General features: G+C 61.9%; 23 protein-coding genes. 12 read left to right on the forward strand and 11 right to left on the reverse strand.

Features of this window, described 5'->3' with window-relative positions:
• Positions 1–30 precede the first annotated feature (30 nt).
• The 6 genes from R4P65_RS16700 to R4P65_RS16725 all read left to right on the forward strand — a co-directional run bounded on the left by R4P65_RS16700 (position 31) and on the right by R4P65_RS16725 (position 5,972).
• Positions 31–816 carry an aldolase gene (locus R4P65_RS16700; protein WP_317827333.1) on the forward strand — a complete coding sequence of 262 codons (786 nt, stop codon included), beginning with the start codon at positions 31–33 and terminating at the stop codon, positions 814–816.
• A gap of 33 nt (positions 817–849) precedes the next feature.
• Entirely contained in the window at positions 850–1,752 is a 903-nt protein-coding gene (locus tag R4P65_RS16705; RefSeq protein ID WP_317827334.1) for a dihydrodipicolinate synthase family protein, read from the forward strand.
• A 59-nt stretch (positions 1,753–1,811) separates the two neighbouring features.
• The gene (locus tag R4P65_RS16710; RefSeq protein ID WP_317827335.1) at positions 1,812–2,693 is read left to right on the forward strand and encodes an SDR family oxidoreductase; all 882 of its coding nucleotides are present in this window, start codon (positions 1,812–1,814) and stop codon (positions 2,691–2,693) included.
• Positions 2,693–4,471, forward strand: coding sequence for a DEAD/DEAH box helicase family protein (locus R4P65_RS16715; RefSeq protein ID WP_317827336.1), 1,779 nt, complete (start codon positions 2,693–2,695; stop codon positions 4,469–4,471). Before R4P65_RS16710 ends, R4P65_RS16715 begins: the two co-directional genes overlap by 1 nt.
• A gap of 187 nt (positions 4,472–4,658) precedes the next feature.
• Entirely contained in the window at positions 4,659–5,135 is a 477-nt protein-coding gene (locus R4P65_RS16720; protein ID WP_230814369.1) for a nitroreductase/quinone reductase family protein, read from the forward strand.
• Positions 5,136–5,192: 57 nt separating this feature from the next.
• Positions 5,193–5,972, forward strand: a complete 780-nt coding sequence (locus R4P65_RS16725) for a DUF427 domain-containing protein (RefSeq protein WP_317827337.1) — start codon at positions 5,193–5,195, stop codon at positions 5,970–5,972.
• Positions 5,973–6,002: 30 nt separating this feature from the next.
• On the opposite strand, the gene R4P65_RS16730 is transcribed toward R4P65_RS16725, so the two are convergent.
• Positions 6,003–7,235, reverse strand: coding sequence for an MFS transporter (locus R4P65_RS16730; RefSeq protein ID WP_317827338.1), 1,233 nt, complete (start codon positions 7,233–7,235; stop codon positions 6,003–6,005).
• A gap of 72 nt (positions 7,236–7,307) precedes the next feature.
• On the opposite strand from R4P65_RS16730, the gene R4P65_RS16735 reads away from it, so the two are divergent.
• A complete protein-coding gene (locus R4P65_RS16735) occupies positions 7,308–8,183 on the forward strand; it encodes a LysR family transcriptional regulator (RefSeq protein WP_317827339.1) in 876 nt (291 codons plus the stop codon).
• On the opposite strand, the gene R4P65_RS16740 is transcribed toward R4P65_RS16735, so the two are convergent.
• From R4P65_RS16740 to cobF, 3 genes are all read right to left on the reverse strand, one after another.
• A complete protein-coding gene (locus R4P65_RS16740; RefSeq protein ID WP_317827340.1) occupies positions 8,176–9,042 on the reverse strand; it encodes an Fpg/Nei family DNA glycosylase in 867 nt (288 codons plus the stop codon). The two genes, R4P65_RS16735 and R4P65_RS16740, sit on opposite strands and share 8 nt — an antisense overlap.
• Before the next feature lie 40 nt (positions 9,043–9,082).
• Complete coding sequence (locus R4P65_RS16745; protein ID WP_317827341.1) at positions 9,083–9,229, reverse strand: hypothetical protein; 147 nt, start codon at positions 9,227–9,229, stop codon at positions 9,083–9,085.
• A gap of 230 nt (positions 9,230–9,459) precedes the next feature.
• Positions 9,460–10,200 carry a precorrin-6A synthase (deacetylating) gene (gene cobF / locus R4P65_RS16750; RefSeq protein WP_317827342.1) on the reverse strand — a complete coding sequence of 247 codons (741 nt, stop codon included), beginning with the start codon at positions 10,198–10,200 and terminating at the stop codon, positions 9,460–9,462.
• A gap of 86 nt (positions 10,201–10,286) precedes the next feature.
• Here cobF and R4P65_RS16755 point away from each other — a divergent pair, with 86 nt between their 5' ends.
• The 5 genes from R4P65_RS16755 (at position 10,287) to R4P65_RS16775 (ending at position 14,432) form a co-directional block, all read left to right on the forward strand.
• The gene (locus R4P65_RS16755; protein WP_269590705.1) at positions 10,287–11,087 is read left to right on the forward strand and encodes a thymidylate synthase; all 801 of its coding nucleotides are present in this window, start codon (positions 10,287–10,289) and stop codon (positions 11,085–11,087) included.
• A 2-nt stretch (positions 11,088–11,089) separates the two neighbouring features.
• A complete protein-coding gene (locus R4P65_RS16760) occupies positions 11,090–11,581 on the forward strand; it encodes a dihydrofolate reductase (RefSeq protein WP_317827343.1) in 492 nt (163 codons plus the stop codon).
• Positions 11,582–11,665: 84 nt separating this feature from the next.
• The gene (locus tag R4P65_RS16765) at positions 11,666–11,998 is read left to right on the forward strand and encodes a cupin domain-containing protein (protein ID WP_230814377.1); all 333 of its coding nucleotides are present in this window, start codon (positions 11,666–11,668) and stop codon (positions 11,996–11,998) included.
• A 19-nt stretch (positions 11,999–12,017) separates the two neighbouring features.
• On the forward strand, positions 12,018–12,713 hold the full coding sequence (locus tag R4P65_RS16770; protein WP_317827344.1) for a hypothetical protein: 696 nt from the start codon (positions 12,018–12,020) through the stop codon (positions 12,711–12,713).
• Positions 12,714–12,740: 27 nt separating this feature from the next.
• Positions 12,741–14,432 (forward strand): GAF domain-containing sensor histidine kinase, encoded by a 1,692-nt coding sequence (locus R4P65_RS16775; protein WP_317827345.1) that lies wholly within the window; start codon positions 12,741–12,743, stop codon positions 14,430–14,432.
• Positions 14,433–14,434: 2 nt separating this feature from the next.
• Here R4P65_RS16775 and R4P65_RS16780 read toward each other — a convergent pair whose 3' ends face one another.
• From R4P65_RS16780 to cycA, 7 genes are all read right to left on the reverse strand, one after another.
• Entirely contained in the window at positions 14,435–15,073 is a 639-nt protein-coding gene (locus tag R4P65_RS16780; RefSeq protein WP_003946380.1) for a response regulator, read from the reverse strand.
• A gap of 76 nt (positions 15,074–15,149) precedes the next feature.
• Positions 15,150–16,043, reverse strand: coding sequence for a universal stress protein (locus R4P65_RS16785; RefSeq protein ID WP_317827346.1), 894 nt, complete (start codon positions 16,041–16,043; stop codon positions 15,150–15,152).
• Between the two features lie 358 nt (positions 16,044–16,401).
• Positions 16,402–17,442, reverse strand: a complete 1,041-nt coding sequence (locus R4P65_RS16790; protein WP_230814737.1) for an LLM class F420-dependent oxidoreductase — start codon at positions 17,440–17,442, stop codon at positions 16,402–16,404.
• A 175-nt stretch (positions 17,443–17,617) separates the two neighbouring features.
• The gene (locus R4P65_RS16795; protein WP_020970378.1) at positions 17,618–18,511 is read right to left on the reverse strand and encodes a universal stress protein; all 894 of its coding nucleotides are present in this window, start codon (positions 18,509–18,511) and stop codon (positions 17,618–17,620) included.
• Positions 18,512–18,652: 141 nt separating this feature from the next.
• On the reverse strand, positions 18,653–20,158 hold the full coding sequence (locus R4P65_RS16800) for a glutamate-cysteine ligase family protein (protein ID WP_317827347.1): 1,506 nt from the start codon (positions 20,156–20,158) through the stop codon (positions 18,653–18,655).
• A gap of 125 nt (positions 20,159–20,283) precedes the next feature.
• Positions 20,284–21,054, reverse strand: coding sequence for a M23 family metallopeptidase (locus R4P65_RS16805; RefSeq protein WP_317827348.1), 771 nt, complete (start codon positions 21,052–21,054; stop codon positions 20,284–20,286).
• 122 nt (positions 21,055–21,176) lie between these two features.
• Positions 21,177–22,640, reverse strand: coding sequence for a D-serine/D-alanine/glycine transporter (gene cycA, locus R4P65_RS16810; protein ID WP_317827349.1), 1,464 nt, complete (start codon positions 22,638–22,640; stop codon positions 21,177–21,179).
• Between the last annotated feature and the right edge of the window lie 6 nt (positions 22,641–22,646).

The following is a 22,646-nucleotide window of genomic DNA, read 5'->3' on the forward strand; positions in this document are numbered from 1 at the left end:
CCACTCCCGAGTCCCGAGAAAGACACACCCATGACCGACACGATGCATGCGAGCAAGCAAGAACTCATGGCCACCGCTGAGACGAAGATGCTCACCGAAGTAACCACCGGTAGTTGGACTCTTCGACAGAAGATCGCGCTGACCTGCCGGGCACTGTCGGACGCCGGACACGATTCCGGCCTTGCCGGCCAGATATCCGCCCGCGCTGAGCGGCCTGGCACGTTTGTCACCCAGCGACTCGGCCTCGGGTTCGACGAGATCACCGAGGAAAACCTCCTGCTGGTCAACGAGGATCTCGAGGTTCTGGACGGCGAGGGAATGCCGAACCCCGCCAACAGGTTCCACAGTTGGATCTACCGCGCCCGACCCGACGTCAACTGCATCGTCCACACCCACCCATTGCACGCGACGGCGTTGTCGATGCTCGAGATTCCCCTCGTCGTATCCCAGATGGACATCGCACCCCTCTACGACGATTGCGCATTTCTTGCCGATTGGCCCGGAGTTCCTGTGGGAAACGAGGAGGGCGAAATCATTTCGGCTGCACTCGGTGACAAGCGGGCAATTCTGCTCGCTCACCACGGCCAGCTCGTCGTCGGCAATACCGTCGAAGAGGCCTCTTCCCTCGGGCATCTGATCGAGCGAGCCGCGCGGCTGCAGTTGCTGGCGATGGCGGCCGGCGACATCAAGCCACTACCGCCTCGCCTGGCGAAAGAGGCACACGATTGGACGCTGACTCCTCGGCGCAGCGAGGCGAACTTCGCGTACTACGCCCGTCGCGCTCTCCGCAATCACCCCGACACACTGACCAACTGAATTTCGTTTCCCACCAACAGAACTGAGAGCCCCATGAGCAGCACCATCAAGGGAATCGTCGCCTATCCCATCACCCCGTTCGACCGGGATACCGGAGCATTCGATCCCAAGCCGCTACACACGCTCCTCGACAGCATGATCAGCAGTGGTGTCGACGCGATAGCCCCACTCGGCAGCACCGGTGAGAGCGCCTATCTCGACGATGCAGAGTGGGAGACGGTCGCTCGGGAAACTGTCGACTACGTCGACCGCCGAGTCCCCACCGTCGTCGGAGTGTCGGATCTGACGACGGCGGGAGCACTCCGCCGGGCATCGATCGCGGCAGACGCCGGAGCCGACGCAATGATGATCCTCCCCACGTCGTACTGGCATCTGAGTGAGCAGGAGATTCGTGAACATGTCACTGCGGTAGCCGATTCCGTCAACATTCCGACGATGATCTACAACAATCCAGCCACCACCGGTATCGACATGTCGCCGGACTTTCTCGTCGATCTCGTCTCCACCGTCGACGGCATCACGATGATCAAGGAATCCACCGGCGACATCACCCGGATGAACCGCATCAACGAACTGAGCGGTGGCACGATCCCCTTCTTCAACGGCAGCAATCCTCTTGCACTGCAATCTTTCTCTTCCGGTGCAAACGGGTGGTGCACGGCAGCCCCGTGTCTGGCCCCCGAACAGGTGGTGCACTTCTGGCATCTACTCGAATCCGGTGATCGGTCGGGTGCCGCCGCTGTGTTCGAACAGATCGAGCCACTACTCAAGGTGCTCGTCAGTCGCGGACTGCCGTCGACGGTCAAAGCCGGGTTGGAACTTCTCGGCGTCGACGCCGGCCTTCCCCGCCGGCCCCTGCTGCCCCTCGACGACAACACCAGGATTGCTCTGTCCGATGCGTTGTCGGTGGCTCGCGGTGTAATCGTCGCGTCGTGACGTGACGTGGGAGTGGGTTCCGGCAAGATGGGATGCACACCGACCGAAGGAGGGGCACCATGTCCGTAGATTCACGGTCTGCGAGGATTGCCGTCACCGGCGCTACCGGTCATATCGGCGGCCTGGTGGCCGCGTCGTTGGCCGACGCCGGTGTCCCGCAGCGGCTGATCGCACGTTCGGTCAATCGATTACCGCAGCTCCCCGGTGCCGATTCAGCCGAGACCACGTACGGGGATCAGGAGCGCGCTCTCGCGGCTCTGGCCGGAATCGACACCCTCTTCATGGTGTCGGCGGCCGAAAGCGCAGATCGCCTGGATCAGCACCGCACCTTCATCGACGCCGCAGCGGCGGCCGGGGTCAGACACATCGTGTACACGTCGTTCCTCGGCGCCGCTCCGGACGCGACGTTCACGCTCGCTCGCGATCACTGGATCACCGAAGAACACATCCGTGCTTCTGGACTCGCATTCACCTTCCTGCGCGACAGCTTCTACCTCGATTTCCTACCCGCTCTCGCCGGCGAAGACGGTGTGATCCGCGGCCCCGCCGGGAACGGTCTCGTCGGCGCCGTAGCGCGGTCCGACATTGCTGCCGTCGCTGTCTCGGTCCTCAAGGATCTGGATTCCCATCTCGGACAGACGTACAACCTGACCGGACGGGAGGCGCTGACGCTCTCCGAGGCTGCGAGCATCATCACCGAAGTCACCGGCAAGCAGACCACGTACGTCGAGGAAACTGTCGAGGAAGCTTACGAATCACGGGCGTCGTACAACGCACCCGAATGGGAGCTCGATGCTTGGGTGTCGACGTACACCGCAATCGCGCAGGGTGAATTGGCACTGATCACGGGCACTGTCGAAGAACTTGTCGGCCGGCCTCCAGTCACGCTGCGTGAATTCCTCACGGCAGAGACCGACACCACCGAGGTCGAAACCGCCTGATGCCACCACGCAAAGCAACCACGGCGCGCAAGGCTGCCGCAAAGAAGGCTGCTCCCAAGAGGAGTGCAAGCAAGAAGAGTGCAACCAAGAAGACCTCCGCAACGAAGAGACCTCGCGCTGTGATGCCCGACGTTCCGACAGCCGGTCCGGGCGAACGAGTCTGGCTTCTCGACGTACCCTTTCGGACGCCGGCGCCTGGTGCGCAGTTCGTCAAGAAATGGAAGAGCTACGCGTGGGTGGGTACGGAGTTGCCCGTAGAACTCGCTCCATTCAAGGCACTCCCCTTCTCGTATCAGCAGTGGGTAGAGGACGACATCAATGACAGCACCGGCGAACGTCCCGTTGCTGCACCCAAAATTCCTCGGCCCGAGCAGGTTTCGGGGGCCGACGCCGTCGTCGATGCCGCTCGCGCCGGCAAACGCGGATTTCTGTTGGCAGACAATGCCGGCCTCGGTAAGACACTGATCGCAGTGATGTCGGCCAAGACGATTGCCGAAGAGCGCGGCGAAACCAACATCCTCGTCCTCGTCGATCGACCCGCACAGATCACCATTCCGCATTGGCGCTATTCCATCGCCTCGGTGGGCGACGGTGGATTCCGCTGGCTGATCATGTCGCCTGACCAACTGAAGAAACTGATCGCGCGAAACGGCCGCCCCAAGTACACGTTCGGTGTGGTGATTGCGGACGAGGCCCAGCTGTACAGCAACGACACACAGCGCACGGCTGCATTCGAGAAAGTCGCGCGCTTTTCGAATGCTCACGAGCAAGCGCCGTTCGTCCTGTCCGTGACAGCAACACCGGGACATACGCCGGCAGATCAGCGTTACCTGGCACCGCTTTTTGCGCAGCTGCATTCAGAACCTTCGGAGTACTGGTCCGACCTGGGCGCCAGGCTGGTCGAGTCCGGCCTTCCGCTGGACAAGTCCTATGGGAAGTGGACATGGAGCACAGAGGCGAAGGAATCACCTGCGCTGCAATCTCGAGCGCTCGAGACCGTGCGTGGGTGGATGTCGAACAGTAAACCGCCCTTGATGATTCATCGACCGACGCCGTGGGGACCCGTTCCGCTCGACGGTATGCCGATCGACCTCACCCATGCCCAGCGCGCCGAGTACGAGACGGAGTGGGCCGAGTACGCCTACGAAATGGGATTGGCCCGTAAGAGCCGCAACATCGCGCGCGGCCGTGCGCTGGTTCTCCGCTACCGACAGAAAGCGGGCATGATCCGCGCCGAGTCGACGGCCCAGTGGGCGCAGGCCCAAGTCAAGGCAGGCAAGCAGGTGTTGGTGGCCGTCGAATTCGTCTCCACGGCAGGCGATCCACTGGTCGAAATGATCGAAGCCGCCGGGATCTCGGTGGCAAAACTGTTCGGCGCGGTGCCGGACAAGGAGGGTCAACGTCTGCGGTTTCAACGCGGGGACGCACCGGTCATCGTCTTCAATGTCACGACCTCGATCTCGCTCCATGCCAACGAAGCACTCCCAGACGGCACTCACGCGTCCTCGCTGCCACGGACGGGGATCTTTCACCAACCTCGATACTCGGGAATCGCGGCAGAACAGACATTCGGTCGCTCACACCGCGACTACCAAACGTGTCCGTGGGTCATACCCTTCGGAGTGGGCACCAAGGAAGAGGACGTCGCCACGGTCATGTTGCGCAATCTCAATTCGGTCACAGGTCTGAAAGGTGGTGATCGATCCGGTCTGCGGTCGCTGTCCGAACTGCTCGGCGTCGAGTGGCTCGAGCCTGATGTCTTGACCTCGGAGGGTTGATCTTCCAACGCGCACAAACGAACGATTTCGGAGGTTTGCCGAATTCCACTCCACCAAAACCAAATTCGGCTGACCGATTCGTTCCTTTCAGGACCTTGGCACTCAGGTATCTGTGACCTGACGTGGCAGACTCTTTCGAGTCGAGGTGCACCAGCCTCGAAACAGTGCCGAGAATGCGAGGGGTCCGATGCGCAACATCTACCGGTCATTGATGCGCAATGTCGGCCATACACAATGGTTCTCGGATCTCGGCAAGGATCTGGTTCCGCTCGATCGAGCAGTACAGAGAGTGTCGGGAGGCAAGCTCTCGTTGGTCGGAGAAAACACCGTGACTCAGCTACTGCTCACCACGACAGGCCGTAAGACCGGCCGTTCTCGCATCACGCCACTCCTGTACGCACCCGACGGCGATGCGTTTGTCGTCGTCGGTTCCAACTGGGGGCAGGATACGCATCCGGCGTGGACACTCAATTTGATGGCAAACCCCACCGCAATCGTGACAGTGAAAGGCGTCGAAATACCGGTCGGTGCGAGTCTGGCGGAGGGCGCCACGCGTAAGAAGCTGTGGGAGCTCGCGACCACCACGTGGCCGCCGTACGAAACCTACGCCGATCGAGCATTCGGGCGCCAGATCCGCGTATTTCGACTCCAACCTGTCAAATAACTGCTGCCGGGCGCAAGATGGGAAGGACCGCCCTGCCGATCTCAGGAGCATTCCCGAATGTCCACAGCACTGACACACGCAGAAGACACACAGATCACAGCTTCCAACGGGCGGATCGCACTGGAGCCGAACCCCCGCCGAGTTCGAGCATTCTTCGCTGGTCACGCCGTCGCGGACACCACTCGTTCGGTATACCTTTTCGAACGCGGCCGCCTGCCGATGTACTACATCCCCCTCGCGGACGTTCGCACCGAATTCCTCGTCCCGACGTCGACGACCACCCATTGCCCATGGAAAGGTGACGCCACCTATTGGACGATCGAGATCGGGGATAGCCGGGCCGAGGACGCCGTCTGGTCCTACCCTGAACAGTTCGACGGTTCCCTGGACTTGAGTGAGTACGTCGCATTCTATTGGGATCGCATGGACGCCTGGTACGAGGAGGATCAACAGGTCTTTGTCCACGCCCGCGATCCATACGTACGTATCGACGCACTCCCCTCGTCCCGCCACATCCAGGTTTTTGTCGGCGACGTACTGGTCGCCGAGACGACACGACCCAGACTGCTCTTCGAAACCGGACTGCCCACGCGGTACTACATTCCGAGAATCGACGTTCGCAGCGAGTACTTTGCGCCGTCCCCGACCACCACGGCCTGCCCCTACAAGGGCACTGCGTCGTATCTGTCGTTCACCGGCACAACCGAACTCGCTCCGATCGAGGAGCTGGCGTGGTTCTATCCGTTCACTACCGCCGAAGCGTCCGGGATCGACGACCACGTGTCGTTCTATCCCGAACGCGTCGGCAAGATCCTGGTGGACGGTGCCGAAATCTGAAAGGTGCGGTAGCCGAGAAGGTGTGGGTGCCTATCCCACCGCGACAGGGGATTCCGGGATTCGCAGCTCAGCGGTCTCCAGTCGGCGATCGTGCATCCACACCAACACCGTTGCAAGGGAGAGGACCAACCCGGCGATGCATACTCCGTTCCAGCCGTACGACTTCCACACCACAGACCCCACTGCCGAGCCCACAGCAGCACCGACGAAGTAGGTGGTCATGTACACGGAGTTCACACGCGAACGTGCCTCGGGGACAAGGGCGTAGATCACGTTCTGATTGCTGACGTGCACTCCCTGCAGCGCGAGGTCGGCAAGGACGATGGCAACGAGAAACCACACCACGTGGGTGGCACCGGCGACAAAGGGAAGCCACGACACCAAGAGAATCGCGATGGCGCCGCCGGTCGCCACCTGACCCAATCCCCGATCGGCCAGTCTGCCCGCCACCGTCGCCATCGATGCTCCCGCCACACCGAGTAGTCCGACCAAGCCGATTTGAGTGTCGCTGTAGCCGAATTCGTCAGAGAGCAGAAAGGCCATCGTCGTGAAGACGGTGCTGACAGCAGCAAAAGCCAGTCCACCCATGGCCGATCGGGTTCTCAGGCGCGGCAAGTTCGCAGCCAACTTCCCTACCGAAGCAAGCGTGGCGCCGTAACCGGCCTTCGGTCGATCTGCGGAATCGGACGGCAGAGATCGCCACAATGCCACGGCCATCACCACCATCAGCACCGCCGCCGCCTTGTAGACCGTCGACCAACCTCCCAGTCCGGAGAGTACGCCGGCAACGCTGCGCGCCAACAGGATTCCGATCAGCAGTCCACTCATGATCGTGCCGACCACCTGACCGGACCTCTCAGGTTCGGCCAGTGAGGCGGCAAACGGAATCAGAACCTGGGCAGCGACCGAAAAAACTCCAGCGACTGCGATTCCCACTGCCAGCGTGGCAAAGTTCGGCGCAAATCCGCTGACCGCTTGACCGGTCGCCGCCAGCAGCATGAGCCCTACCGTCAGCTTGCGCCGGTCCACCATGTCGCCTACCGGAACCAGAAGTATCAATCCGAGTGCATACGCGACCTGTGCGATGGTCACCGTCGCGGCCGCTGCGGAGGCCGACACATTCAGGTGATCCGAGATGGAATCGAGGAGTGGCTGATTGAAATAGTTACCGCCCGCGCACAGGCCCGTCGCTGCAGCCATCAGCAGCACTATCGGTAGTCCGAGCCTCGGACGCGCGTCGCTTGAGATCATGTCGTCAAGCATGACCGCCCACACCGACGCGCGTCCAATAGATAGATATGCATGATCTATCTCCAGAAACGATAGATTGGTGCAATGGAACTACGTCACATCCGCTACGCCCTGGCAGTCGCGGAAGACAGACACTTCAGCCGAGCAGCCTCGCGGTTGCACGTTTCCCAGTCCGCCTTGAGTGCCCAGATCAGAGACCTCGAAAAGGAACTGGGAGTCGAATTGTTCAACCGGAACAGTCGAAACGTCGGACTGACTGCTGCCGGCGAGGTATTTGTCGCCCGCTCCCGTGAGGTACTCGGCGCCGTGTCGAGACTCGTCAGTGATGTCTCGGCACGGAGCAACGAGCAAGTGCGGTTGACGGTCGGCATCATCACCTCGGCGGGGCGCGTCGACGTAGGCCGCGCGCTGGCAGATCTGACACGCCGCCACCCTGCAATCAACATCACAGCGCGACCGTACGGCAGTGAAGTAGTTATCGAAGGAGTCCGGTCCGGCGCAATCGACGTTGGCATTGTCGGATTGGCCGCAGGTCGCCTACCCAAGAGCTTTGCCGCCGCGCCGTTGTGGAGTGAACCCACCGCAGCGTTTGTTGCTCCCGACCATCCCTTGGCCCAGGCCTCGTCGATCAGGCTCGAAGACCTACGCGATCACACTCTCGTGGACTTCGCCTCCGGCAGCGAGGCCCGTGTCCAAACCGACCAAGCCTTCGCCGAATCACAGGTCCCTCGGGGAAAAACGCTTGAAGCCAACTCGGTAGACCTGATCTGTTCACTGACCGCCAACGGCCTGGGCGTAGGTTTGCTCCCCCAATCCATGAGCGCCCTACACCCCGAATTGGTCTGTATTCCGATCACCGATGCGCCGCATCGGATCGTCCACGCAATTACCGAACCCACCCATTCGTCGGCGCTCGCGCGCGAGTTCGTCGAACTACTCGCGGCGCAGTTCGCTACTTGAGCAGTTTCGACATTCGCCTGTCCGCCAACGGCTTACCACCGGTCTGGCACGTCGCGCAGTACTGAAAAGAGCGTTCTGCGAACGACACTTCGCGTACGACGTCACCACACACCGGGCAGGGAAGTCCGGTACGCGCGTGTACTCGCATCCCCGAGCGTTTCTCGCCTTTGAGTCGGGCTGCGTCCTGGCCCTCCGAACGCTCGATCGCGTCGGCCAGCGTGGATCGCATCACGGCGTACAGGGCCGAAATCTGCTCCGGTGTCAGGCGCGACGAGGTCGCGAACGGCGAGAGTTTCGCGGTGTGGAGGATCTCGTCCGAGTAGGCGTTCCCGATCCCGGCGATCAGCGACTGATCGACTATCGAGTTTTTGATCCGCGCCGACGTGCCGCCCAGAATCTCAGCGAACTCAACTTCGGTCACAGCCATCGCGTCCGGACCTAATCGGGCGATCCCCGGAACCTCCTGCGGATCGTTCACCACCCAGACTGCCAGGCGCTTCTTGGTACCCGCCTCGGTGAGATCGAATGCCGGCGTCAACCCTTCGGGTGTGAAGAAATGGACGCGCAGCGCCAACGGCCCCTTGCCCGGCTTCGGCGGTGTTACCGACGGATTGTCGAGCCACCGCATCCAACCGGCACGCGAGAGATGCGTGACCAACCACAACCCGTCGCAGTCCAGCGCCAGATGCTTTCCGAAGCGGGCGGCGGCCGTCACGTCACGCCCTTGCAAAGCCGTCATCGGCGGATCGAAGGTCTTGAGCACACTCAGTGCGGCGATGTCGACGCGCCCCACCACTGCGCCGACCGCGTGCTGACGAAGGAACCCTGCCAGCGCTTCCACCTCGGGTAGTTCAGGCATGGCAACAGACTAGCGCCGACCACGGACACTCACAGTGCGCTCAGTCCGTTTCCGTCTGCAGAACCACCGAGTGCCCACCGCACGCCTTCGCGGAATACATCGCCCGATCCGCTCGCCGCAGCAGGGTCATCGCGATGACGACCGTCGTCAGGGAACCGACGACCAGCAATCGGACGGCTAGTTCCAATCCTGTCGTGGCGAGATATCGATTGAAACTGTCGAATTGATCAGGACGCCGATACCACTGAACGAGAAGTCGAAAGCCGACTTCACAGCTGATCTTTCACGACCACGTGGCGCGGGCAGGACCGACTGCAGTCGGTCCTGCCCGAACGATGTCATGCACGGATCCTAGGTGCGCAGACCGCCATTCTGGATCAAGAGCGCAGGATCGACTGTGCAATCTGTGGCCGGTTTTCAACGCCGAAGGAGGTACGTATCCATGATCCAGCCGTGCTTCTCACGCAGCTCCGCCCGGCGCGCGACGATCCGATCTTCGACGTCGCGCAGTTTGCCGGAAATCAACTCCTCATCCAAGGTTCCGAGGTACGCACCCCACCAGATCTCGGCGTCGTCTTCGGCCACCTGAGTGAACGTGCAATGCGCGTCGAGCATCACGACGGCGTTATCCACTCCGTCAGGTAAGCCCTCGGCCAGTTTGCGGCCGGTCGTGATGTGGATAGGTTCGCCAATTCGGTTCAGGACGATCCGGTGTTGTGCAGCCAGCGACTGCACGCTCGTGATCCCCGGGATGACGGAGTAGTCGAACGACACTCTCCCGCGAGCAAGCACGCGCTCGACGATCCGCAGAGTGCTGTCGTAGAGGGAAGGGTCACCCCAGACGAGAATCGCGCCCACTCCGGGCTCGGCAGCGAATTCCGCTTCGAATTTCGCTGCCCGGCGCTCGTGCCAGTCCTCGACGACACCTTCGTAATCGGTCGGGGTTCGGTCCCGCGGTGGGTCCGTGATCTCGACCACCTTGTAGTCGAGGTGAACGTGCTCGTTGAGGATGCCGGTTCGCAGGTCGACCAGAGCTTGCTTCTCGTCACCCTTTCCGATAATGAAGAAGGTATCGGCCCTGTTCATGGCCTTGATCGCCTGAACGGTCACCTGGTCGGGATCACCCGCACCGATACCGATCACCAAGAGTTCGCGCATGCGCCGAGGCTATATTGCTGTGCGCCTTTATTAACCGCCGGAGGTTAATAAAGGCGCACAGCAGGCTAGGCCCTAGACTGATTCCCGTGACTGTCTCCACTGCTTACGAAGACCTCCTCCGGCTCGTCATGGAGACGGGTAGCGCCAAATCCGATCGCACCGGAACCGGCACCCGCAGCATCTTCGGTCACCAGATGCGTTTCGATCTTGCCGACGGCTTTCCGCTCGTCACCACCAAGAAGGTCCACCTCAAGTCGATCGTCAACGAGCTCCTGTGGTTCCTTCGCGGCGACTCCAACGTGGCGTGGCTGCACGAGCACGGCGTCTCCATCTGGGACGAGTGGGCCGACGAGAACGGCGAACTCGGCCCCGTCTACGGCGTCCAGTGGCGTAGCTGGCCCACCCCTTCGGGCGAGCACATCGACCAGATCACGCAGACCGTCGAGACCCTGCGCACGAACCCCGATTCGCGGCGGATCATCGTCTCGGCGTGGAACGTGGCCGACATTCCGCAGATGGCGCTGGCGCCCTGCCACGCTTTCTTCCAGTTCTACGTCGCCGACGGCAAGCTCTCGTGCCAGCTGTACCAGCGCAGCGCCGACATGTTCCTCGGCGTTCCGTTCAACATCGCAAGCTACGCGCTACTCACTCACATGATGGCCCAGCAGGCCGGACTCGACGTCGGTGAGTTCGTCTGGACCGGCGGCGACTGCCACATCTATGACAACCACGTCGATCAGGTTACCGAGCAGCTCGGTCGCGAGCCCCTGCCGTTGCCGACCCTGAAACTGAACAAGCGCGACTCCATCTTCGACTACACCTTCGAGGATGTGGAGATCGTCGACTATCAGCACCACCCCGCGATCAAAGCGCCGGTTGCGGTCTGACGATGACCGATCGCACAGTCACCCTCGTCTGGGCACAGGCTCATGACGGCGTCATCGGCGCCGACAACACGATCCCGTGGCGCGTGTCCGAAGACATGGCCTACTTCAAACGCGTAACCATGGGGCATCCGGTGATCATGGGGCGGCGCACCTGGGACTCCATTCCACTGAAGTTCCGGCCGTTCAGCGGGCGCCGGAACATCGTCGTCACCCGCGATCCGGAGTGGCACGCCGAAGGCGCCGAGGTAGTCCACAGCTTGAACGACGCCCTGGCGTTGCCGGACGGCGACGTCTTCGTGGTCGGTGGCGGGCAGATTTATTCGGGTGCACTGCCATTCGCGACGCATCTACTCGTGACCGAGATCGACCTCGACATCGCCGGTGATGCCTTTGCTCCCGAGATCGGCTCCGAATGGAACCTGAAGTCCGACGAGCCCTGGCAGACCTCGGATAAGAGCGGGCTGCGCTTCCGCTGGCTGGAATACACTCGCTGATCGACTTCCGCCGATAACGAGGCACCTTGCGAGTGAGTCGGTCATACTCCAAGAACGACATTCACCGCTTTCGAGAGGTCTTCGATGGACAAGAAGTCACTGACCGCTCTCGCTCGCCAACAGTTGAAACTGGCGGGCTCGGCGACCAGCGGTCGCAGTTCACAAACCGTCTACGGCGGCCACCAGCGCAGCCTGCGGCAGACGGTGATCGCGCTGAGCGCCGGCAAGAGCCTCGCCGAACACGACAGTCCGGGCGAAGCCACGCTGTTGGTCCTGAGCGGGAAGCTGAATCTTGTGTGTGGGAGCGACCAGTGGAAAGGATCCACCGGTGATTTCCTCGCCGTTCCGGCCGACCGGCACAGTGTCGAAGCGCTCGAAGACGTCGCATTTCTGCTGACCGTCGCCATGAAGGGCTGAAGTCGGTAGCGTCTTCCGGATGAGCGAAACCGTGATCGAGGTGTCGATCGTCGCAGCCCCGTCCGTACTCTGGCCCGCGTTGCGTGATCCGTCGCTGATTCGTCGTTGGTTCGGCTGGGAGTACGACGGACTCGACGACGAAATCACCCAGATCTACTCCACCGCTGAGGCCGACCCTGAAGCGTTGACGCTGAGACTCGGAAACGGTGATCATTTCTCTCTATTCGAACAAGACGGCAAGACGGTCGTCCGCATCGATCGGCCGGCAAAGTCGGCGGAAGACAATTGGTACGACGACATCACCGAAGGATGGACGACGTTCCTCCAGCTGCTCAGATTCGCTGTGGAGCACCACGGGCTGGCCGAGCGAAGAACCATTTATCTCGACGGTCTTCTGCTCCCCGGCGAGAACGTGGCGACTGTCCTCGGGATCACCGAAATCGATCTGGCAGAGGGAAGTCGGTACGCGGCGACGATCGCTCCCGGCGACTACTTCGAGGGCGTCGTCGACTTCGTCACCGACCACCAATTCGGCTTGACAGTCGAAGATCTCGGCCCTGGCCTGCTGTCCGTCGCCTCGCAGTCCGTGACTGCCCAGCGACCCGATGGAGGTATGTCGATCCTGCTGACCACCTACAACCTGAGCGATGACGAGTTCGACGAAATCAAGCATCACTGGTCTTCGTGGTGGGAAGGTCGCCGTCAAGAGGGCTGACGTTCCGCGAGGCGATATGCTTCGACCATGGTCGAAGCTTCGGGTCACTGTCCGGCACGCACGTTCGGCGAGTTGCTCGACCGCCTGGGCGATTCCAACGCAGACGTCCCCACGCTCCACCGTCTGCTGGAGGCGGTCCTGGTCGTCGGTTCAGGCCTTGATCTCGACCTGACACTTCAACGGATCATTACTTCTGCGACAACGGTTCTGGATTGCCGCTACGGCGCCCTGGGGGTTGCGGCGCCAGGGGGCGGGCTCTCGGAATTCGTCTACGAAGGAATCCCCGGGTCCCAACGCGCGATCATGGGACATTTTCCCGAAGGGCATGGCGTTCTGGGTGTTCTGATGAATCATCCGCAGACTTTGCGCGTGGCGCATCTCGGCGACCATCCCGAATCGGTCGGATTCCCCGCAAATCACCCACCGATGGAGAGCTTCCTCGGAGCGCCGATCATGATGCGAGGAAAGGTGTTCGGCAGCATCTATCTGACCGAGAAGCGAGGAAAAGCCGAGTTCACCCAGGAAGACGAGGTCATTCTGGAGGCTCTCGCCATCGCAGCCGGTATCGCTGTGGAAAACGCCCGGCTGTTCGAGCAGTCTAGGACTCGTGAAAGATGGCTCACCGCAACATCTGCCATTCGCTCGCGGTTGCTGGCCGGTGACTCGCTCGAGGACGGCTTGCAACTTCTGGCCAGCCGCGTTCGGGATTTGACCGGGGTCGAGGACGTGATCGTGGTGATCTGCGAGAACGGGTATGCCCAGGTCCATGCCGCGGCCAGCGCCCGAACCACTTCTCGTGGGGTCAGAATTCCAGCGACGACCTATCCGTTCGACGTCGTGCGAAGTACGCGAAAGCTACAGGTGCTCACCACCTTAGGTGCGCTCACAGCGCTGGTGCCGTCGGCCGGTAGTGCGGTCGTTGCACCGATGTGCGTCGCCTCGGGTGTAGTCGGCGCGATCATCGTGGCGTCGAATTCCACCAACACGCACTGGGACCACGACGAACTGACCCGGATCGAGTCGATGGCCGAACTCGGCTCCGTTGCAATCGAGTTCGACGAGAAACAGAAGGCGCAACGCCTGTTGTCGGTTCTCGCGGACCGCGACCGCATCGCACGCGACCTGCACGACAACGTCATCCAGCGACTGTTCGCGAGTGGCATGAGCCTGCAGAGCACGCTTCCGGACGAGACCCTCCCCGAGTCGGCGCGCGCAATTGTCAAACGATCGCTCGAACAATTGGACAAGACCGTCCGCGAGATCCGGACTACCATCTTCGATCTGCAGACTCCCACGGCCACCGATTCGTCGAGCCTGCGCCGACGCCTCCTCGACGTCATCGGCGACGCCACCGCACAATCCGCCGTGACCCCCAGCGTCCAATTCTCCGGCGCCATCGACACTCTCGTGAATCCCGGCATCCACCAGCACGCCGAAGCTGTACTGCGAGAAGGACTGAGCAACGTCCTTCGGCATGCACAAGCACACCACATCACCATCGCAGTCACCGCGGATGTCGAATTCGCGATCACAATCGAGGACGACGGCGTCGGACTCCCCTCCGACTTCCACAAGAGTGGGCTTCACAATCTCGAGCGCCGTGCCGAACACTGCGGCGGTACATGCACAATCGTCAACCACGATCCGAGCGGTGCACGTCTGCTCTGGCGAGTGCCGCTCGGCCGCACCAACTCGAATCGACCGAAGTCCGGTCGGTAGACCTATCGACTGCCGCTGCGGATTTCGGTGGCCAGCACTGCAGCCTGAGTACGACGCTGCATGCCCAGCTTCGACAGCAGACGCGTCACGTAGTTCTTGACCGTCTTCTCCGCGAGGAACAATCGCGCGCCGATCTCCCGGTTGGTGAGTCCCTCTCCGATGAGGTCGAAGACTGCTCGTTCCTGATCGGATAGCTCGGCCAACGGATCAGCTGTGCGGTCGCTACGGATCCGCTGCATCAGCGCCTCCGTCGCCCGACTGTCGAGCAGTGAACCGCCGCGCCCGACTGTGCGGACCGCAGCGACCAGATCGGTTCCCAGAATCTGTTTGAGTACGAACCCCGAGGCGCCCGCCATGATCGCGTCGAGCAACGCCTCGTCGTCGGCGTAGGAGGTGAGCATCAGGCAGCGCAGGTCGGGAAGCATGGAGCGCAGTTCGCGGCACAGTTCGACGCCGTTGCCGTCAGGCAACCGTACGTCCAGAACCGCGACGTCGGCATTGCTCTGCGGTACCGCAGCCAATGCTTCTCCCACGGATGCGGCTTCGCCCACCACCACGAAGTCTTCGACCCCGCCGAGTAGGTCGAACAAGCCGCGTCTGACGATCTCGTGATCGTCGACCAGGAATATCCGCGTTGTCATCGAACCCCTCCAAAAGACATCTCGAGTCGAACGGTACCGGAGATGGTGGACTCAGAACTCATTGAATGCATTCTCTTTACTTGTTGACGTGCCGGACTATGAGAACCGGGCAATCCGCAGTGTGCAGGAGCGCCCGACTGGTCGATCCGAGGAGCATTCCCGCGAATCCGCCGCGCCCACGGCTGCCGACGACTATCAATTGCGCCGTCTCCGCGTATTCGCTCAGAACTCGCACCGGACGGTCACGCGCGACGACCCTCTCGACGACGACGTCCGGGTAGCGTTCGGTGAATCCGGCCAATTGCTCGGCGAGGACAACTTCCTCGCCTGTCTGGATACTGCTCCACAGTGGGTCCTCCGGGGTGGCGCCCAGCGAGGGCTGCACACTCACGTCGCTCCACACGTTGACCGCAATCAAGGTGGCGCCCCTCGCGGAAGCCTGCTCGAAAGCATGCTCGACTGCCTCGATGCTGCTCTCGGATCCATCGACGCCGACGACGACGGGGCCTTCAGTCGGCGGTCGCCCGTCGAGGGTTCGCCCTCTGACAACTGCAACCGGTGATTCGCCGTGCGAGACCACGGACACCGTCGCGGAACCGACGACCAGTCCGGTGAATTCACCGTGTCCGCGGGGTCCGAGCGCAATGATGTACGCACTCTTGGACAATTCGATCAGCCGATCGGAGGCACTGCCATCGAGAAGTTCGGTGACGATCTCGAGGTCGTCGTCGATGCTCTGGCGCGCGAGGATCTGTGCGCTGTCCAGACGAGCGGTGGCAGTGCGGCGCAGTTCGTCCTTGAAGCTCTCGGCGAGGTACGGCTCGGAGTAGTAGAAGGCGGGGATGTGCACCACCGTCGCGATGTGGAGAGGACGACCGAGCGCCACTGCCGTTCGAGCCGCCCAGACGACAGCCGACGACGCTGGTTCCGAACCGTCCACTGCTACGACGACGGGTTTGGTTGCACTCATGTTCGTCCCTCCACAATCGGCCACAGAATCTCTTCGCCCCACACTATTGCCCAACGGCGGCAAAAAGGATTCATCGGCCGACGCGAGTCCCGAATCGGACATTCGACCTTTGGGTGGACTGCGGCAACGGCCCCGCCAACATCCCGAACGGGCGTCAACGAGGCCACCGGTGCCGGACCCGCACGCGAACCCTGGCTACCCAATCCACGTTAGGTGAAGAAGCCGACCGCTCAGAAGTGCAGAAAGTCCTGTCAACAAGCGGCCAAAATCAGGTTTCGTGCGCAAGAGATCCCAAATCGACCACCTCTGCTGTGCGCCTCTATCAACCGCGAGCGATTAACAAAGGCGCACAGTAGGGTCAGTCACAAATCTTGCGGAACTTCTCGATCAGCTGGACACGGCCGTTGCGATCGGCAGCCAACGGCGTGACGTTGAGCGTCGTCACACCCGCTTCGGCGAAGGCTGCGACGCGTTCCCGGACGTAGCTCTCGGGGCCGATCAACGACACGGCACGAACCAGCTCGTCGGGGACTGCTGCTGCGGCTTCGTCCTTCTTGCCCGCGAGGTAAAGATCCTGGATCTTCTCGGCGGCCTCTTCGTAGCCGTAGCGCACCGCGAGATCGTTGTAGAAGTTCTTGCCCTTGGCGCCCATGCCGCCGATGTAGAGCGCAAGGCTCGGACGTACCCAGTCGAGCATGTGGTCGACGTCGTCACCGATGGCGAGCGCCGGCGACGCGTACACCTGAAGCTCGCCGAGGCTCGGATCGCGCTTGGCCTTGCCCTTGGCGATCGGCTCGCCCCACACGCTGGCTGCCTTCTCCGGATGGAAGAAGATCGGCTCCCAGCCTTCGGCGATCTCCGCCGTCAGCTCGACGTTCTTGGGGCCGAGCGACGCGATCAGGATCGGGATGCGCTCACGCACAGGATGATTGATCAGCTTGAGCGGCTTACCCAGTCCGGTGCCCTTCTCGGCGGGGAGCGGAACCTGGTAATACTTGCCCTGGTATTCGACCTTCTCGCGGCGCCACACCTTACGGCAGATCTCGACGACCTCACGGGTGCGCCCCAGCGGAGCGTCGTACTTGACGCCGTGGAATCCCTCGATCACCTGCGGCCCGGAAGCACCGAGGCCCATCACGAAGCGACCGTTGGAGACGAAGTCCAGGCCCGCTGCCGTCATCGCGGTCAACGAGGGCGTACGGGTGTAGATCTGGAAGATTCCCGAAGCGAGTTCGATGGTCGACGTCTTGGCCGCCAGGTAACCGAGCTGGCTGACGGCATCGAAGGAATACGCTTCCGGGACAAAAGCGATGTCCAGGCCCGCCTTCTCCAGGTCACCGACCTCTTCGACGGTTTCGGCGAACCCGCCGCTGTAGTTCAAACCCATACCGATACGCACGTTGTAACCCCAATCCTGACGATTGCTGCCGCGTGCGACGCGCACACGGCAGTGGTACTCCCATCGAACACTTACTCACATCGAACACTACGGAACCTGAGTCTGCATTCATGTGACTACCCCGTTCATATTCGATGACCGAAATGAACGGGGTAGCGGGAGCGTCTGAAGAGGGTCAGGATTCTTCGGGGCGCACCACCATGACGGGGCACTTGGCCGAAGCGATCAGGGTGTTGCTGGTCGAGCCGAGCAGCATGCCGCGGAATCCACCGCGGCCACGGCTTCCGACGACCACGAGCTGCGCTTTTGCCGACCAGTCCAGCAACCGTCCACGTGGGTTGTCGAGGTAGACCTCACGCCGGACCTTCACGTCCGGGTATTGCTCGGACCAACCCGCCAAGCTCTCGCTGAGAACTGCGTGCTCTTCTTCCTCGAGAGACTGCGGTGCAAGTGCAGCGGCCCTCGGATCTTCGAATGCCGCGCTCCCGAGGTCACTCCACACGTGCAGCGCCACCAACTCTGCGCCGCGGAATGCCGCTTCTTCGAATGCGGCACCCACGGCCTGCGCGCTGAGCGCGCTGCCGTCGACGCCGACCACGACCGGCCCCTCCGAGGGCACCGCGCCGTCGCGGTCTCGGACGACGATCACCGGGCACTTGCCGTGACTGGCCACCCCGACCGCGGTATTGCCGAGTACTGCCGTTGCCGCTTTGCCTGATGCAGAAGCTCCGACAACTACGCGCCTCGCCTGTGCCGAACTCTCGATCAACCACTGAGTTGCACTGCCGATGGCGATTTCGGTGTGAACCTCGAGTTTCGGATCGATCTCACGGGCGAACTGTTCCGCCTCTGCCAAGATCGCTTTTCCGGCCTCCTCGACCCATTCGTACACCCCACCCGCGTCGACGTACGGCCCACCGAAACCGTACGGCGCGAAGTCGAGAGCGTGGATGATGTCGAGTCGCAATTCGCGCTGGGCGGCGATTTTCGCGGCTTCGCGGAGCGCGGTGGACGCAGTGTCCGAACCCTCGACTCCGACAACAACACTGTTATGTTCGCGTGAACTCATGTGCCCACCTTCCTGAAGAAGTAACCGAGCCACTTTCACTCTAACCATCCCACTTGTCCGGCTTTTTTGGGGTCGCCCCCTCTCGATTTCGGGGACTTAAGTCCCCGAAACTGTTGACGGATAGGAGAATTAGCAGAGCAATCAGGACCAGGTGTGAACAGGATCTCCCGTGCGCATGTTCTCCACGTAACCGCGGAGCATTCCGGTGAGCGCAGTCGAGCGGTCCGCGCCCGAGGCCTCCGCCCGCGCAACGTGCGCTCGCTGCCAGGCCGCACCGGTCTGCCTATTCATGCACCGCCCCTCGATGACGCCGAGGTACCGATCGCGGGCGGCGGCGGACAATCCGAAGTCCGCCAAGCCCTCGTGCGCCAACGGCAGCAACCTTCGCAATATCAACTCGTCGGCGCCGACCCAGCCGATCTCCGGCCAGTACAGGGTCGCATCCAGTCCGTATTTGGCGCCGATGTGCAAGTTCTCTTCCGCCGCCTGAAAGGACATGTGCGACCACAGTGACCGCTCCGCGTTCACCAATGCCCGAACGGTTCCGTAGTAGAAGGCTGCATTGGCCATGATGTCGACGACGGTCGGTCCGGCCGGCAGTACGCGATTCTCGATACGCAAGTGCGGCTTGCCATCCGAGCAGTCGTACACCGGTCGATTCCACCGGTAGACCGTGCCGTTGTGCATCTGAAGCTCGCTCAACTCCGGAATCCCGCCCGCCGCCAGCACTTCCAGTGGATCGGTGTCCGACACATCAGGCAGCAGGGCCGGGAAATACCGCGAGTTCTCCTCGAACAGGTCGAGCACCGAGTGGATCCACCGCTCACCGAACCACACCCGCGGACGCACACCTTGGTTCTTGAGCTCGAAAGTTCGGGTGTCCGTGGCCTGTTCGAAGATCGGAATGCGTGATTCGTGCCAGAGTGCCTTGCCCGCCAGGAAAGGAGAATTGGCGGCCAACGCCACTTGCACTCCGGCCAGACACTGAGCGGCATTCCAGTGCGCGGCAAATTCTTCCGGCGCCACCCGCAGATGCAACTGCATGGACGTACACGCCGCCTCCGGCACCACCGAATTGGTATCGGCCCGAAGAAGTTCCACGTCGCCGCCAGGTAGCGCGACACCTTCGACGTCGAGTTCGATGTCCTCTCCTCGCGCGGCAAAAATCTGCTCGTTGAGCAATTCGTAGCGCGGGTTGGCCGTGATCCACTCTCGATCGAGATGCTCGAGCTGCAATGTCGGCAGCATCCCGATCATCACCATCTCAGCGTCGTGCGCATGGATTCGTGCGTCTGCGACGTCAAGGGACGCCCGCAGTTTCTTTTCCAATTCGAAAGTCGCGTCACCGGTGAGAGGGCCGGGTTCGACGTTCATCTCGACGTTGAACTGTCCGAGTTCGGTTTGGAAAACCGCAGCGTCGTCTATCGATTCGAGTACTTCACGATTCGACATCGCAGGAGCCATGTCCCCGTTCACCAGGTTGAATTCGATCTCCATACCCAGCAGCGGCGCGGGCCTGTCGACGGCGTCCCGAAAGTCACCACCGTCGAGCATCTGCTTCATGGCGTCGACGCACGAGCGCACCTTCTTACGAAAGAGCCTGCGGTCGGCTCTGGTGAATTCTCTTGCCGTGACCTCTGCACCCATCGCACGTTCCCCCTTCGACGATCAACGTCACTGAAGGCTATCCGGCCGGGGTCACCGACAAACGGGAACTGCGGTGGCACCAGGAAGAATTTCCCGGTACCACCGCAGTTCTGCAAGAAGTTTTCTTACGAGTTGTCTACCCAGGTGACCGCCACGCCGCGGGCCTGCAGCCACGCTGCCGGATCGACCTTTGCGCCGTTCTCGGCGACCTCGAAGTGCAGGTGGGGGCCGGTGGACTGGCCACGGTTACCCACGGTGGCGATCTGCTGGCCGGCGTTGACTCGCTGACCGACGTTGACCTGGTAGTCGTTGACGTGGCCGTACGTGGTGACGGTGCCGTCGTCGTGCTGGACACGGACCCACAGGCCGAAACCTGACGCCGGGCCGGCGTCGATGACCTGGCCGTCGGCTGCAGCCAGGATCGGCGTACCGATCGGGGCTGCGATGTCGAGACCGCCGTGGTGTGCTCCCCAGCGCGAACCGAAGGTGGAGGTCAGCGTTCCGGACACCGGCTGTACCGTGCGAGCCGACGGGCCGGGATTGATACTGCCGAGGAACTGCTGTGCCTGCGTGTTGAGGTCAGCTGCAAAATCGGGAAGCTCAGGAATGTCGAGAGCGGGAAGAGCTGCCAATTCAGCCGGAACGACAGCGCCCTCGGGAAGCAGACCCTGCGGGATTTCGAAGCCCGCGATGGTCTGTGTTGCCGGCGCCGCAGCAGCGGTTCCTGCACCCATCTGGCCTGCCCCGACGAGGAGTGCACCGGTAGCCGCAGCTACGACGCCTGCCTTGACACCGGCACCAGGGCCAGACGACGCGGTGCGGTGGCGGCCGCTTGCTACCTCGGGATCGATCTCGAAGACAACATCGTCATTGCCCGTGCGGTGGTGGTTTCCCACAGTGTGTACTCCGTCAGTCGTCGGCGTGCAGCGTCCTTCTGATGAAGCCCGCTCCTCTGTCTGCCGAAGAATGTAACAGTTTGATCAAGGCGGCCGCCACCGTTACCCGATCTTGACCAAAACTATTTCTCGCCGTTCTGTCGGCTGGCGTCCAGTTCTGACTTGAATGCGTCGTATCGTGCCCGGTGAGCGGGTCGGCGACGAATGATCGCCCACGCGATACCCAGAACCACGAACCAGATCGGTGTGACGACAAGTGCCTGCAGGGTGTCGTCCTTGGTTGTCAGCGCCCAGAGGATGAAGACGAAGAACGCGAGCACGACCCAGCACATCACGACGCCGCCGGGCATCTTGAACTTCGACGCCTCGTGCAGGTGCGGACGACGCTTCCGGTACACCATGTAGCTCGCCAAAATGATCGTCCACACGAACATGAACAGCAGCGCCGAGATGGTCGTGACGACGGTGAAGGCCTCGATCACGGAATCGCCCGAGAACAGCAGGATCAGCGACGCCAGCAAGAAGATGCAGGAGAACATCAGGGCGTTCGCGGGGACCTTGCGCGAGTTCAGCTTGCCGAGTGCCCGCGGTGCGTCGCCCTCCTGCGCAAGGCCGAACACCATGCGCGAGGTGGAGTAGATACCCGAGTTGGCCGAAGACGCAGCGGAGGTCAGCACGACGAAGTTGATGACAGATGCAGCGATGCCGAGGCCGGCGAGTGTGAACATGGCGACGAACGGACTCTTGTCTGCGCTGATTTCACGCCACGGTGTCACCGCGATGATCACGGTCAGCGCAATGACGTAGAACAGCAGCACACGAATGGGGATGGAGTTGATGGCCTTCGGCAGGTTCTTCTCCGGGTCCTTCGCCTCGGCTGCTGTCGTGCCGACCAGTTCGATACCCACGAATGCGAACACCGCGATCTGGAAGCCGGCCACGAAGCCCATGAATCCGGTCGGGAACATGCCGCCGTCGTTCCAGAGATTGTCGATACCGGAGGTGGCACCGTTCGGCGCCGTGAACCCGGAGACGACCATGACGATGCCGACGATGATCAGGCTGACGATGGCGATGATCTTGATCAGCGCGAACCAGAACTCGGTTTCACCGAAGGCCTTCACCGTCGGCAAGTTCAAGAGGAGTAGTGCCGCGATCGTCAGCAAAGCGGGAATCCACGCCGCGAGACCTGGCCACCAGTATTTGAAGTAGCCGGAAATCGCGATGACGTCAGCGATGCCGGTGACGATCCAACAGAACCAGTACGTCCAGCCGGTGAAGAATCCTGCCCAGGGGCCCAGCAGATCAGCGGCGAAGTCCGAGAACGACTTGTACGCCATGTTCGAGAGCAGCAACTCCCCCATCGCACGCATGACGAAGAAGAGCATGAAGCCGATGATCATGTATACGAAGATCACGGAAGGCCCGGCGAGAGAGATCGTCTTGCCCGATCCCATGAAGAGTCCGGTACCGATGGCCCCACCGATGGCGATCAGCTGGATATGCCGGTTGGACAGCTGACGTGAGAGGTGGGGGTCTTCGCCGGACAGCTTCGTCAAATCTGGTGTATTCGCGTGGTCGGACACGGAGGA

The sequence above is a fragment of the Rhodococcus sp. IEGM 1318 genome, assembly GCF_033142465.1.
In the GTDB taxonomy this organism is placed as follows: Bacteria; Actinomycetota; Actinomycetes; order Mycobacteriales; family Mycobacteriaceae; genus Rhodococcus_F; species Rhodococcus_F qingshengii_B.